Below are 13,243 nucleotides of genomic sequence, written 5' to 3'. Positions count from 1 at the left end.
CGCGCGTGCTGCGCCCCGGCGGGCAGTCGGCGGCCGCCGCGCGGCAAACGGGCGAGCAGCGCGGCCAGGGAGGACCGCAACTGTCGCCCGGCCGCCACGGCAGTACGCGCTACCGCCCGGGTGGCGGCGTCCGCGCGCTGCAGGCAGCAGGCCACCAGCAGGGCCGCCACCAGGTGCTGGGCGGTCATGACCCAGCCGCTGTGGTCTCCGGCGTGCCAGGCCTCGTGGAGGCTGGGCGGATCCATCGGCGCCATCGGCATCGCAGCATGGTGCGCCTCATGCGCCTCATGAACAGAGTGCCCGGTGGCCCGGCCGAGCCACAGGTGCAGGCCTGCCTGGGCGGCCACCGTGGCGGCCGCCACCACCGGCAGCGAGTGCAGCACACGCGTCACCGGCGCGGCCGCCGCGAACAGCGCCACGGCCGCGAACAGAGCGGCACCCCACGGCACGGGGTGGCCGGAGGCCAGATGGTGCGCGGTGACCGCGAGAACGGTACTGACCACCGCGAACACCGCCGCCCGGGCAGCACGTGGGAACGCACCGGTCCGGTGCGCTCCCACGGTTCCGCTCATCGATGACGACATGGCCGGACCATCATCAGCCATCAGCCATCAGCCATCACCGGCGGCGGCTTGTTGCGACCCCGCCACCTGATCTGACCGATCCGGCCGAAAACGGTGTCCCGTCACCTCTCAGGCGGCATGATGGGCCAGTTCGGCGTGCGGGTCGGTCGCGCCCGGCATCGGGGCCGGGTCGGCGTGCACCAAGGCGGCGGCCAGCCGAGGTACCGCGTGCAGCAGGGCGTGCTCGGCATCGACGGCCACCTGGTGAGCCTGGCGTACGGTCAGGTCACCGTCGACGACGACCGCGACCTCGGCGCGCAGCCGGTGGCCGATCCAGCGCAGCCGCAGCTCACCGACCGTTCGTACACCTGGCACGTCGAGCAGGGCTTGCTCGGCCGCATCGACGAGGGCGGGGTCGACGGCGTCCATGATCCGCCGGAAGACCTCGCGGGCGGCGTCCCGCAGCACCAGCAGGATCGCGACGGTGATCGCCAGGCCGACGATAGGGTCGGCGAGCCGCCAGCCGAGTGCCGCGCCGCCCGCGCCCAGGAGTACGGCGAGTGAGGTGAAGCCGTCGGTGCGGGCGTGCAGCCCGTCGGCGACCAGAGCCGCGGAGCCGATCTTCTTGCCGGTGCGGATGCGGTAGCGGGCCACCCATTCGTTGCCGATGAAGCCGACCACCGCGGCCATGGCGACCGCCGGCAGGTAGCCGATGTCCCGGGGGTTCAGCAGCCGGTCGACCGCGGCCCAGGCCGCGAAGGCGGCCGAGGCGGTGATGGTCAGCAGGATGACGATCCCGGCCAGGTCCTCGGCCCGGCCGTAACCGTAGGTGAACCGGCGGTTGGCCGCGCGGCGGCCCAGCACGAAAGCGATACCAAGGGGCACCGCTGTGAGCGCGTCGGCGAAGTTGTGGATGGTGTCGCCCAGCAGCGCCACCGATCCGGACAGAAACACGATCGCCGCCTGGAAGATCGCGGTCACCCCCAGGATCGCCAGCGAGATCCACAGCGTGCGCATGCCCTCGGCTGAAGTTTCCATCGCGGCGTCGACCTTGTCGGCGGCCTCGTGCGAGTGCGGCTTCACCACATGCGCGACCTGGTGCTTCAGCCGCGCCCAGCGGCCGGAGCGCGTACCACCGCCGTGGCCGTGGCCGTGCTCATGCGGGTGGTCGTGACCGTGGTCGTGGCTGTGCGACTGGCCGTGGTCATGGCCATAGTCGTCGCCGTCGCCGTCGCCGTCACCGTGGCCATGGGTGTGGTCATGGTCGTCGTGGTCGTGACGGTGCTCGTCGCTCACGGGATCGCCTCTCGTGGGTGGGCAGCAAGTGGACACGGTCCGCGCCCTCCACCATTATGTACGCATGAGCGCACGCATGCACCTCTCAGGTGCGCATGGTTCGCACCCGCAACAGCCGGGCGCCGAGCAGTTCACCCGCGCCGCCGAGACGCTGGGCCTGCTCGCCGACCGCACCCGCCTCGCGCTTCTGCACACCCTCGGCGGAGGCGAGGCCGACGTCACCACGCTGACCGAAGCCGTCGGCGCCGCCCGCCCGGCGGTCAGTCAGCATCTGGCCAAGCTCCGCCTCGCCGGCCTGGTCACCGCCCGCAAGGACGGCCGCCGCGTCGTCTACGCCCTCACCGATGGCCACCTCGCCCGCCTGGTCGCCGAAGCCCTCAGCCACGCCGACCACCAACTCTCCGGCATCCCCCGCCACGACTGACGCGGACGCCTTATCGGAAAACCCGTTTGCAGCGCCCCGCTCGCTGCATGGCTTCAGGCCGCGACGCCTGCACGTAGCGTAGCCACGGGCGCACGTCGCCGGGCGCCTGCGGGGTGAAGCCGGCCTCGGCGGCGAGGTCGTCGAGCAGGTCCACTGGGTTGTGCTCCATGGCCGGGCCGGTGAGCGCGCCGATCAGGTGCCGGCCGAGCCTGCTGCGCGGCGGCCGGAAGTAGGCGAGTGACGCCCTGGCCGTACGGAACCGACCAGCCGATCCCGCATAGTCGGGCCCCTTGCACACGGCCGGGCCTCGTACCCACGTATCCGGCAAACCGCCCACGTGTCGTGGCGGGCACACCATGATGGACCGGACATGCGCATGCGTCCCCTCACCGACCGCAGCGCGCTCGGCAGTGCCGGGCGCGCGACCGGCTTCGCCCTGTCCGGCAGCGCCCTCGCGGCGGCACAGCACCATGCGGTGGCCGACTCCGCCATCTCCTGGCCTGCCCTGGCGGTTGCGGCGGTCGCGGTGTTCGTCTGCTCGTTTCCCGTGTTCTACGCCGGCATGCGCCGCGTCGCCGCAGCCGCCGCGGTGGCGGTGCAGGCACTGCTGCCTGCCTGGCTGGAGGCGACCAGCACCTCCGTGCCTGCCGCGAACCTGGACGATCACTTCCGGCTCCCACCGGGATGGCACCACAACAGCCCGGCCATGACCGCCCTGAACGTCCTTGCAGCTCTCGCACTGGCCGGTGCCATCTACCAGGCGTGCGCATTGCCGACGCGTCTGACCCATGCCGCCGCAGGGTGCGCGCGTGAGTGGGTCCGGCGCCTCCTGGACGCTCTGCTGGTCCGGCTGCCGCACGTCGCCCGGCCGACCGGCCCACTGCCCAGCCCGCCTGCCCCGCCTGCCCCGCCTCCGCACACAGTGCTGACCGGGCTCCTGCACCACGTAGTGCGCTGCGGGCCGTAGCGCACCGACGCTCCGCCGACTTCCCTCACGCGTCGCCTTGGTCGCGGCGTGCCCGTCACCGACACCTTCGGAGTGTCCGCACATGCCCTCGCACCTCTTCGCGGTGTGCCGGGCAGGCTCGGCCTGCGTCCCGCAGGACCCGGCCGCCGACGACGTCAGCGCGATGGCCGTCGTGTCCTACACGATCATCATCGGCCTGCTCGCCATCGGCTTGTTCCTGCTGGCGGAGCAGTTGTGGCACAGCAGACGCCACCCGTCGTCTGAGGATCCGCCTGCCCCCGGCCTGCAGTCGACGGAGAGGAAGGAACGGCGCACGCGCTAGCCAGGCTGCCGGAGCACCCGACCCCGAGCGACCGGGCGGGTGTTCCGGCTCGCGGAGGCCACGCGGGGTGTCGTCACGTGGATCGCGACAAGCACACGAGGTTCCCGCTAACGCTCCGTGGTCAATACGTCCGATAATGTCCACTCTGTGCATGATCACGGTTACAGAGGGTTTCTGGCGCTGCTCCTGGCGCTGCTTGCCGCCTTCTGCTGCACTGCCGCCGGTTCACCGTTGCATGTGCACCCGGTGCTCCCTCTGCATGCCGTGCATGCCGACACCGTGCCCTCCGCGCCCGCCCGGCACCAGCCGGGCGATCACTGTGCGCGCAACGTGCCGCAGTCGTCATGGGTACGGACCGGGCACCGCGCGGGCCCGCCTCGCGGAGCACAGGCGACTCCCGTCGCACCCGCGCCCGGCACCGATGGTGCCCCGCACTCCCTTCGGCAGCCCGCACAGAACTGCCTCGCACCCATATCGGCAGGTTCAGGCACACAGTCCCGCCTCTGCCTCTGGCGTATCTAGAAGACCGTCGCCCGGACCGAGCCGTCGGTCCCTCACCCATGCCCGCACGCCGCCACGCGGGCGGGGTGAGCCGCTGTCGTACGGCGCTTCCCCGCGACCAGAAAGCAGTCACGATGAACCTTCCATCCACCACGGCCCTTCCCCACGACGCCCCCGGCTGCTCGCTCGCCAGCGCGGTCGGCAACACCCCCCTCCTGTGGATCTGCGAACCCTTCACGCCGCCCGGGCGCGGCTTCTGGGCCAAGCTGGAGGGCTTCAACCCCGGCGGCATCAAGGACCGCCCTGCCCTGCACATGACCGCCCGAGCCCGCGAACGCGGCGAACTGAGCCCCGGTGCGCCGGTCGTGGAGTCCACCAGCGGTACCTTCGGCCTCGGCCTGGTCCTGGCCGGCCGCATCCACGGCCACTCGGTGACCCTGGTGACCGACCCCGGCCTGGAGCCCGACATGGAACGGCTGCTGCGCGCCCAGGGCGCCAGGGTCGACGTCGTCAGCGACCCGCACCCCACCGGGGGCTGGCAGGAGGCCCGCCGCCTGCGCGTGGCCGAACTCCTGGCCGCCGCACCCGGGTCGTGGTGCCCCGATCAGTACAACAACCCCGACAATGTCGACGCGTACCAACCCTTGGCGTATGAACTCATCGCCCAGCTCGGCCGGATCGACGTCCTGGTGAGCAGCGTTGGCACCGGCGGGCACTCGGGCGGCGTCAGCCGGGTCCTGCGGGCTTGCTTCCCCCACCTGGAGGTCATCGGCGTGGACGCTACCGGTTCCACCATCTTCGGCCAGCCCGCCCGGCCCCGCCTGATGCGCGGCCTCGGCAGCAGCATCCATCCCCGCAACGTCGCGTACGAGCAGTTCGCGGAGGTGCACTGGGTCGCCCCGGGCGAGGCGGTGTGGGCCTGCCGCCAGCTGGCCCGCTTCCACTACGCGTCCGGCGGCTGGAGCGTCGGGGCGGTCGCGCTGGTCGCGGGGTGGGCGGCCCGTACGTACCCGCGCGGCACACGTATCGCGGCGGTCTTTCCCGATGGGCCGCACCGCTATCTGTCCACCGTCTACAACGACGACTACTGCCGCGACCACGGCCTGCTGGACACCCCGCCGGCCGAGGAGCCGGAGGAGTTCAAGAGCCCCAGTGACGGGGAGGCCGTCCGCTGGACGCGCTGCCTCCGCGTCACCGATCCCCTGGAGGCTGGACGATGACGACCTCAGGCATGCTCGGACAATTCCGCTGCTTCGACCGCAGTGTGCAGCTGCTGCTGCTCAACCAGTTCACCATCAACCTCGGCTTCTACATGCTCATGCCCTACCTCGCCCAGCACCTGTCCGGTGAACTCGCCCTGGCGGGCTGGCTGGTCGGGCTGATTCTGGGCATGCGCAACTTCAGCCAGCAGGGCATGTTCCTGATCGGCGGCACCCTCGCCGACCGCTTCGGCTACAAGCCGCTGATCGTGGCCGGCTGCACCCTGCGCACCGTCGGCTTCGCAGCCCTCGGAGTGGTCGACTCCGTACCCGGGCTGCTGGCCGCCTCCGCGGCGACCGGCTTCGCCGGTGCGCTGTTCAACCCCGCCGTACGCGCCTACCTCGCGCGCGACGCCGGCGAGCGGCGGGTCGAGGCCTTCGCCCTGTTCAACGTCTTCTACCAGGCCGGAATCCTGGTCGGGCCGCTCGTCGGACTCGCCCTGACCGGCATCGACTTCAAGCTCACCTGCCTGGTGTCAGCCGCCGTCTTCGCGGCCCTCACCCTCGTACAACTCCGCGCCCTGCCACCGGCCCGAGGCGCCGAGGCCGGCGTGCGCGAGAGCGTCGCCCGGCAGTGGAGGCAGGTGCTGGCCAACCGCCCGTTCCTGCTCTTCGCCGCATCCATGACCGGCTCGTACGTCCTGTCCTTCCAGGTCTACCTCGCCCTGCCGATGGCCCTCCGCGAGGGCACCCACAACGGGACCACCGCAACGGTCGCCGTCGGCGCACTGTTCGCCGTCTCAGGACTCGCCACCATCCTCGGCCAGACCCGCGTCACCGCCTGGTGCAAGCGACGCTGGACCCCGCAGCGGGCAATCACCGCCGGACTGGTCCTGATGGGCGCAGCTTTCCTGCCGCTGATGGTACCCATCGGCACCATCGCCGCAGCGATCGGCTGCGGGCTGCTGCTCGCCGTCGCCACGATGATCGTCTACCCCTTCGAGATGGACACCATCGTCGCATTGTCCGGCAACCGGCTCGTCGCCACCCACTACGGCCTCTACAACACCATCTGCGGCATCGGCATCACCGCTGGCAATCTCCTCACCGGAGCCGCCCTCGACGCCGCCCGCCGCGCGGGCCTGGCCGCCCTGCCCTGGGTGTCCCTGGCCAGCCTCGGCCTGGCCTGCGCGGCAGCCGTCCATCTCCTGGGCCGCTCAGGCCGCTTGGCCCCCACCCCGGCGGAGGCTGCCCCGGCCGTATGACCGGTCAGCGGCCGTGGCGCGGCGCCACGGCCGCCGCTCTGGCGTGGCGCTGTGAACGCGGCCGTCCGTACGAAGATCCGCCATCATGATCACGGGTGCCTGCCATGAACTCACCCTCCTCCGCCTTTCCACCACGGCCCCACGGCTCCGCAGGTCGGGACACCCCGGGCTTCGTCAACGACCTCGTCTCCACAGTGATGGACGGGACGCACCCCGACCCGGGCGGTGGACCCGGCGGGTCCCGGTGGTGTCCGGCACCTTCCGCCCCGGCAGCGCCGGGCTTCGTGATGGGCGCACGTCCCGTGCCGCTGCCCTTGGAGTCGGACACGTCAGGCTGCCGTGCCGGCGGGAACCGCCGGCTGGGTGCGATAGCGGTCGGCCCACTGGACGAGGGCGGTGTGGCAGGCATGGTCGAGATGGTTGATGCCATCGAGATCGAAGTCGATGCGGCGTCCCGGGGGCAGCGCGTCGAGGGCATCGAGGATCTTGGGCAGCCGCAGGAAGGTGGCGTTCCCAGTAAGGCGGATGCGGATGCTCTGGTCGGGAAGGTGCTCTACGGTCACGCGGACGTGTGAGGTGTCCCAGGCGGACTTCGCCACAGCGAGGGCCAAGCCGATGAGCACGCCCTCGAACATGTTCACCAGGACGATCGCTGTGGCCGTGGTGACCAGGATCAGTGCCTCGCCGCGGTGCCCGTGCCACAGCGCGCGCAACTCCCTGGCCGGGATGAGCTTGAAGCCGGAGTGGACCAGGATGCCCGCGAGCGCGGCGACCGGGATGACGGCGAGCGCGGCGGGGAGCAGCGCGGCGAACAGCAGGAGCCACACCCCGTGCAGCACCCGGGACACCTTGGTGCGGGCGCCGGCTTGGACGTTGGCGGCGCTGCGCACGATGACGGCGGTCATCGGCAGTGCGCCCAGCAGGCCGCAGACCGCGTTGCCGGCGCCCTGGGCCATCAGCTCTTTGTCGTACCGGGTGCGTGGCCCGTCGTGCAGGCGGTCCACCGCTGCGGCGCTGAACAGGCTTTCCGCTGAGGCGATCAGGGTGAACGCGAGCACGGTGCCGATGACACCCGCGTCGGCGAGCTGCCTGATGGCGGCCGGTGACGGCGGCTGGATGGCGTCCAGCAGACCCTGGACTTCGACCTTGGCCACGGGCAGGTCGAAGAACGCCGTGGCGGCGGTGGCCAGTGCGACGGCGGCGAGTGGCGCCGGCAACACCTGCACCTGTCGCGGCAGCTTCTTCCACCCGGTCATCACCGCGATCGTGCCCGCGCCGAGGCCGAGCGCCGCCTGGGCCTGGGGGGAACCGACAGCTCCGGTGAGCAGGCCGGGCAGCCCGGCCAGCTTGGACGGACCGCCGGCCGGGGCCTGGGCGCCGGCCATGGCGTACAGCTGACCGGCGATCAGGACCAGGCCGATGCCGGCGAGCATGCCCTCGACGACGGCGACGGAGATGGCGCGGAACCACCGGCCGAGCCGGAGCGCACCCATGAGCAGTTGCAGTACGCCCGCAGCCAGGACCAGGACACCGAGGGCGGACAGCCCGTACTCCCGGACGGCTTCGGCGACCAGCACCGTCAGCCCGGCGGCAGGTCCGCTGACCTGCAGGCTGCTGCCGGGCAGCAGGCCGGTGACCAGGCCGCCGACGATCCCGGTGATCAGGCCGAGTTCAGCCGGCACGCCCGAGGCGACGGCCACGCCAACGCACAGGGGCATGGCGACCAGGAAGACGACGACGGAGGCGGGCAGGTCACGACGCAGCACGTCCCGGGCCGTGGCGGGGGTGAGCCTCGCCCGGTCCGGCGCCGTCGGGCGGGCTACGTGGCGGGCGCTCACAGCGGGAGGAAGGAGTCGGGGCGGGGCTGGTGGGCCAGCACCCGGCCGGTGGGCAGATCGTAGAACCAGCCGTGCAAACGCAACTCCCCATTCCCGGCGCGGGCGCGGATGCAGGGGTAGCGGCGCAGCTTGTCCAGCTGGGTCAGGACGTGCCGTTGGACGGCCTCGGCCAGGTGTGGGTCACCGCGGTCGGGCAGGCCGGGCTGCACGGCTCGGCGCAGCCAGTCGCGGACCGCCGGGGCGTGCCCGAGGGGGGTGCCGTCGATCCGGGCGCGGACGGCGCCGCAGTGGGAGTGGCCGCACACGACGATGTCGCGGATGCCGAGTACCTGGACGGCGTATTCGATGGTCGCGGCCTCGCCGCTCGGCCGCAGAGCGCGGTAGGGGGGAACGGACTGGCCGGCCGTGCGCAGTTCGAACAGCTCGCCGGGCCGGGCGCCGGTGATCATCGAGGGGATGACACGCGAGTCGGAACAGGTGATGAACAGCGCTTGGGGCCGCTGGCCGTCGGCCAAGCGGCTGAACTCCTCACGACGCTCGGCGGCGTGATGGTGGAAGGAACGGGCATGGTCGATCAATGCCTGCATGGTGCGTACCTCCAGCGTGCCCCCGGGCGCAGGCGTGCGCCTGGGGGCACGGATCGTCACGGGGTCATCGGGAACGTGGAGGAACCGGCGGGCTCAGCAGCGCAGGACCGTACGCGTGTCCAGGGCGTGCTCGGGGGCGGCCCCGCCCCAGACGCGGGCGGGCACGGCAACGGCGGGCAGCGGGGCCGCGACGCCGGCTGCCGCGACGACATCGGGGTGTGTGTCCTTGCGCGGCGGGTGGTCGTCGTGGTCGGGCATGTCCACGTGCAGGAAGCCCCAGGCGGCGCCGCTGTCGCGGTCACTGTCGTCGGCCGCGGTTGATGCCGCGAGGAAAGCGGGCGCCGGTGCCGGGCCGCCGTCCCCGGAATGCGGCACCAACAGCATGGACAAGCACCAGCAGTAACAGGGCGAGGACTGGCGTGGGGCGCGTACGCACGATAGCCGACAACGGCACCGTCATCCTCCTCCCTCGACGCACAGCGAGCGGACAGCGATCTTGTTCTGCGGACATGCCGGCGCCCGCGGATGGTTCCCGTCGCGGCTGTGGCCGAATCCCACCGCAGCCGCGACCGGAATCTGTCAGTCCTCTTCTGCCGGGCCCTGCAAGACCGACATGTCCGGCTCCGGTTCTGCCGGCTGATCCGGTCGGCCGGTCGTGGGGCGCGCGGGTTCGCTGTGGGATCGGGACACAGGGTGGGCCTGGGCGCGCAGGTAGGCGCCGAGGGCTGCGACGGGGTCGATAGGCATGCGGGAACACTCCTGCGGTATCCGGGGGATTTGGCTGGGCGGGCGCGCGACCGCGCCCAGGGAGGCGACGTCGCGGGGCGCGGCTCAGCAGCGCAGGATGCTGTGACTGACCGGGGCGGCGGCGCCGGCGTGCGCGGCGGGTGCGGCCGACCCGCGCGCCGGGCGCGGCACGAACAGGGCTGTCCCGGGCGCCGGGGACGCCGGTTGGGGATGGGGGGTCTTGCGGGGCGGGTGGCTCGGGTGCTCGGCCAGGTGCGGATGCTGCGGCGCCGGGCGGGTGGTCTGGGCTGCAATTCCCACGCTCTGCGCTGCGGGAGCTTCCGACCCGGTGGGTACGTGGAGCTGCGCGGTCGGCGGGGTGGCTCCGGCGCTGTCGTGCGAGGTCGTGCCCAGATGCACCAGAACGGACAGCATCAAGGCCATGCCGATAACGGCCGCATACCGCGGCCGGGCGCTCAGGAACCGCCACAGCATCACACACTCAGAGTAACCATGTGATTGCTATTTGTGCTCGCCGACGGTGCCGAGTGCCACGTACGGGCCTGCCGGTCATCCTCTGACCACCCTGGGCGCCCGTTGTCCTACCGATCGTGGAGCCTGGGTTTCGAACAGGGTTCTTGGTTGGGTGATCTTCCGGTGGCCGGGCATGAAGGCAGGGCCTCCCGCCCAGCCCTTGGGTGGCCGCGTGGACGGTACGGGCCGCCCGAGAGGACAGGCGCATCACATCTGGGCAGGGCCAACGCTCACCCGGTCCCGGCCCCCGCTAACCACCAGCGCACCACCGGTCCAACGCCAAGGTCGACCCAGGGGTGCTCGTGTGCGGAGGTGACGACACGGGGCGCCGAGCCGGTTCGGCGTTCTGAGCAAGCGAAGCCTGCGAGACAGGCTCGAACCAGGTCTACACTGATCGTCGGCGCGGGGGCGCTGCTGCTGGAGGACAACACCGTGATGGCCCGCCCGCTGCCCGACCCGAAGACGCCCATCGGTCACCGACGTGACGGCCGCTCGATCTTCCCGATCGTGGGCGCGGACCCCACCGACCCGTCCAACGACCTCCTCGGCGACCCCACTATCCCGCCTGCCCCGCCTGCTGCCCCGGCCGGGCAGCCGATGGACCAGGAGACGCTGTCGCGGCTGCTCGCCAGGGAGAAGCAGCAGGGCGAACGTGCGGCAGTGCGGCGCCTGGTGGAGCAGCTGGGGTTCGCCAAGACCGACGACCTGTCGTCGTTCGTGCAGTCGCAGCGCGACGCCCAGAACGCGGCCCTGTCGGACCTGGAGCGGCGCGAGCAGGCCGCCGCCGAGGCGCAGACCGTCGCGGAGCAGCGTGAGGCGCTGGCCGTGGCCCGGGAACGTGCCGCGGTACGCCGCGCCGTCCTCGTCGGCCTCGGTGCGAGCGGCGATGACCTTCGGGACGCGGAGCGGCTGCTGGCCGTCGACGACGACGCCGACGAGCAGGCCGTCGCCGATGCCGCTGCCGCCCTCAAGACGCGCCGCCCCGAGCTGTTCGGCGCCGCGCAGGTGCCGCCGGCCGCCCCTGGTGGCTCTCCTGCGGGCGGTCCCCCGCAGCGCGGTGGCAACGTGCCCAAGCGGGGCGCGGCCGGGGCGGAGATGGCCCGCAAGCGGGGCTACACGGCCGCCACCTGACGTTCCACGCACCACCTGACTTCCCACCGGCGGGACAAGGCCGGACCTGACGGGGACCACGCCCCTACCCGTGGACGACGCCACCGGCTGGTGAGCGGACGATCACCCATCTGATCGCGTCCACGGGAGGACACATGACCGTCTCTCCGGTCACCTTCACCCAGAACCTGACGGCCGACCGTGCCTGGCTCGCGAGCCTGCACGGTACCGACAACGTCGACACCATCACCCTGGACATGTCGACGTTCGGTGCTGGCACGCACTTCTTCGCCAGCACCGACACCACGATCCCCTACTCGCGGCTCCTGTCCGGCCTTCCGGTCGGCAAGATCACCGCCTCCGGGCTGTACGGCCTGTACTCGGTCGGCGACGCTGACGGCCGGCAGAACCTGGCCGGGTTCGTGTTCGCCGAGGTGCTGTTCGCGCCGGCGCAGACGAAGGTGCCTGCGGCGCTGCTGTGGCACGGCTCGGTGAAGACCGCGAAGCTGCCCGTCGCCGTGGCCGCGGTCGCCCCGTCCGCCGTCTGCCAGATCCGGTTCGTGTAAGGAGCCTTGAGCGATGACTGTGCAAGACCTCATCAAGGACGTGTCGGTCGCGGACCTGACGACGTTCGCCCGCTACATTCCGTCCCCGGCCGACTTCCTGCTCACCCAGACGGTGTTCGCCAAGGTGTCGGTGAACGACGTGATGTGGCGGATCAAGAACACCGGCCGGTACGTCAACGCCGCCAAGTACCGCTCCTTCGACGCCTCGGTGCCGTTCTCCGACCGGCAGGCGTGGCAGACGTCCACGCAGGGTATGCTGCCCGCGCTCGGCCAGAAGCTGCTGGTCGGCGAGATGGAGCTGATCCTGCAGGAGACGTCCCGCGGTGCTGACGCGGACCGGCTGCTGCAGCTGCTGTACGACGACGTGGAGCGGCACGTCGAGGCCGTCAACTCCCGCCTGGAGCTGGCCGCCGGTGACGTCCTCACCGACGGGAAGTTCTCCCTGGTCGGCGAGAACGGCCTGACCCTGGACGTCGACTTCGGTGTCCCGGCCGCGAACATGCCGACCGCGCCGAAGCTGTGGTCCGACCCGACGTCGGACCCCATCGCGGATGAGCTGGGCTGGGTGTCCTACCTGGACTCCATCAGCGCGCCCATGCCCGAGATGGTCATCACCTCGCGGCGCGTGTTCTCCTACCTGGCGGGCAACAACGCCTACCGGGCGGCGTACTACGGGTCGGTGAACCCGGCGACGACGCCCACCGCGTCGCTGACCCCGCAGCAGATCAACGTGGTGCGTGACAACTACGGCCTGCCGCCGATCACCCTGTACCGGGCGCAGGTCCGTGTCGACAACGTCGCCACGAAGTGCCTGCCGGACGACCGGTGGATCATGCTGCCGCCGGACCGGTCGAAGTGGGGCCAGACCATGTACGGCACCACGGCGGAGTCGCTGGCGCTGTCGCGGGGCGCCAACCCGTCGATCACCCGCGAGGACGCCCCCGGCCTGATCATCACCCGTGGTGCGAAGGACGACCCGGTGCAGATCTGGACCAAGGGCGCGGCCGTCGCCATGCCGGTGCTGTTCGCCCCGGACTGCCACATCACTGCGAAGGTGCTGTGATGGGGAGGCGGCTGGCAGCAGCGGTGCACGTGCGGCACCCGAAGACGAACGAGCAGCTGATCCTGCAGCCTGGTGACGAGCCGGACGAGGAGCTGGCCGAGGCCATCACCAACCCCGACGCGTGGGAAGACGACGCCGAGGAGGAGGGCGGCGACGTCGACCAGGAGCCCGACGCCGACGGCGCTGGCCCGGACCCCGTCCCGGACCCGGTACCGGACCCGGAGCCCGCCCCGGAGGCGGAACCGGAGCCGGTGAAGCCGGCCCGCTCCCGGTCCCGCAAGA

General features: G+C 71.7%; 15 protein-coding genes and 1 pseudogene. 9 read left to right on the top strand and 7 right to left on the bottom strand.

The window, feature by feature from the left end:
• Positions 1–503: hypothetical protein (locus EFK10_RS05725; protein WP_127354671.1), on the bottom strand; the 503-nt coding region annotated here is incomplete at its 3' end.
• A gap of 189 nt (positions 504–692) precedes the next feature.
• Positions 693–1,859, bottom strand: a complete 1,167-nt coding sequence (locus tag EFK10_RS05720; protein ID WP_127354670.1) for a cation diffusion facilitator family transporter — start codon at positions 1,857–1,859, stop codon at positions 693–695.
• Positions 1,860–1,923: 64 nt separating this feature from the next.
• Between EFK10_RS05720 and EFK10_RS05715 the strand changes: the two genes are divergently transcribed.
• The gene (locus EFK10_RS05715; RefSeq protein ID WP_127354669.1) at positions 1,924–2,283 is read left to right on the top strand and encodes an ArsR/SmtB family transcription factor; all 360 of its coding nucleotides are present in this window, start codon (positions 1,924–1,926) and stop codon (positions 2,281–2,283) included.
• 10 nt (positions 2,284–2,293) lie between these two features.
• Here EFK10_RS05715 and EFK10_RS05710 read toward each other — a convergent pair whose 3' ends face one another.
• Positions 2,294–2,581, bottom strand: coding sequence for a hypothetical protein (locus tag EFK10_RS05710; protein WP_127354668.1), 288 nt, complete (start codon positions 2,579–2,581; stop codon positions 2,294–2,296).
• Between the two features lie 72 nt (positions 2,582–2,653).
• On the opposite strand from EFK10_RS05710, the gene EFK10_RS05705 reads away from it, so the two are divergent.
• The 4 genes from EFK10_RS05705 to EFK10_RS05690 all read left to right on the top strand — a co-directional run bounded on the left by EFK10_RS05705 (position 2,654) and on the right by EFK10_RS05690 (position 6,537).
• Entirely contained in the window at positions 2,654–3,250 is a 597-nt protein-coding gene (locus EFK10_RS05705; RefSeq protein ID WP_127354667.1) for a hypothetical protein, read from the top strand.
• A gap of 82 nt (positions 3,251–3,332) precedes the next feature.
• Positions 3,333–3,572 (top strand): hypothetical protein, encoded by a 240-nt coding sequence (locus tag EFK10_RS05700; protein WP_127354666.1) that lies wholly within the window; start codon positions 3,333–3,335, stop codon positions 3,570–3,572.
• Between the two features lie 635 nt (positions 3,573–4,207).
• Positions 4,208–5,293, top strand: coding sequence for a PLP-dependent cysteine synthase family protein (locus EFK10_RS05695; protein WP_127354665.1), 1,086 nt, complete (start codon positions 4,208–4,210; stop codon positions 5,291–5,293).
• Entirely contained in the window at positions 5,290–6,537 is a 1,248-nt protein-coding gene (locus EFK10_RS05690; protein WP_240677014.1) for an MDR family MFS transporter, read from the top strand. The genes EFK10_RS05695 and EFK10_RS05690 overlap by 4 nt, the downstream gene beginning before the upstream one ends.
• A gap of 329 nt (positions 6,538–6,866) precedes the next feature.
• Here the strand turns inward: EFK10_RS05690 and EFK10_RS05685 are convergent, their stop codons facing one another.
• The 4 genes from EFK10_RS05685 to EFK10_RS05670 form a co-directional block, all read right to left on the bottom strand.
• A complete protein-coding gene (locus EFK10_RS05685) occupies positions 6,867–8,303 on the bottom strand; it encodes a SulP family inorganic anion transporter (protein ID WP_240677015.1) in 1,437 nt (478 codons plus the stop codon).
• A 68-nt stretch (positions 8,304–8,371) separates the two neighbouring features.
• Positions 8,372–8,962, bottom strand: a complete 591-nt coding sequence (locus EFK10_RS05680; protein WP_127354663.1) for a carbonic anhydrase — start codon at positions 8,960–8,962, stop codon at positions 8,372–8,374.
• A 93-nt stretch (positions 8,963–9,055) separates the two neighbouring features.
• Complete coding sequence (locus tag EFK10_RS05675; RefSeq protein ID WP_127354662.1) at positions 9,056–9,352, bottom strand: hypothetical protein; 297 nt, start codon at positions 9,350–9,352, stop codon at positions 9,056–9,058.
• A 441-nt stretch (positions 9,353–9,793) separates the two neighbouring features.
• Positions 9,794–10,186, bottom strand: coding sequence for a hypothetical protein (locus EFK10_RS05670; protein WP_127354661.1), 393 nt, complete (start codon positions 10,184–10,186; stop codon positions 9,794–9,796).
• Between the two features lie 471 nt (positions 10,187–10,657).
• On the opposite strand from EFK10_RS05670, the gene EFK10_RS05665 reads away from it, so the two are divergent.
• The 4 genes and pseudogenes from EFK10_RS05665 to EFK10_RS47035 form a co-directional block, all read left to right on the top strand.
• The gene (locus EFK10_RS05665; protein ID WP_164835839.1) at positions 10,658–11,353 is read left to right on the top strand and encodes a hypothetical protein; all 696 of its coding nucleotides are present in this window, start codon (positions 10,658–10,660) and stop codon (positions 11,351–11,353) included.
• Positions 11,354–11,487: 134 nt separating this feature from the next.
• Positions 11,488–11,898 carry a head decoration protein gene (locus EFK10_RS05660; protein WP_127354659.1) on the top strand — a complete coding sequence of 137 codons (411 nt, stop codon included), beginning with the start codon at positions 11,488–11,490 and terminating at the stop codon, positions 11,896–11,898.
• A 13-nt stretch (positions 11,899–11,911) separates the two neighbouring features.
• Positions 11,912–12,961: a major capsid protein gene (locus EFK10_RS05655; protein WP_127354658.1), complete on the top strand. Its 1,050-nt coding sequence runs from the start codon at positions 11,912–11,914 to the stop codon at positions 12,959–12,961.
• Positions 12,961–13,243 (top strand): annotated as a pseudogene (locus tag EFK10_RS47035) (hypothetical protein); the annotation flags it as partial. The gene EFK10_RS05655 and the pseudogene EFK10_RS47035, both read left to right, overlap by 1 nt.

Source organism: Streptomyces soli (assembly GCF_003999195.1).
Taxonomy (GTDB): Bacteria; Actinomycetota; Actinomycetes; order Streptomycetales; family Streptomycetaceae; genus Actinacidiphila; species Actinacidiphila soli.
The sequence above is the reverse complement of the archived record's forward strand: the minus strand, read 5'-3'. Positions and strand labels throughout refer to the sequence as shown.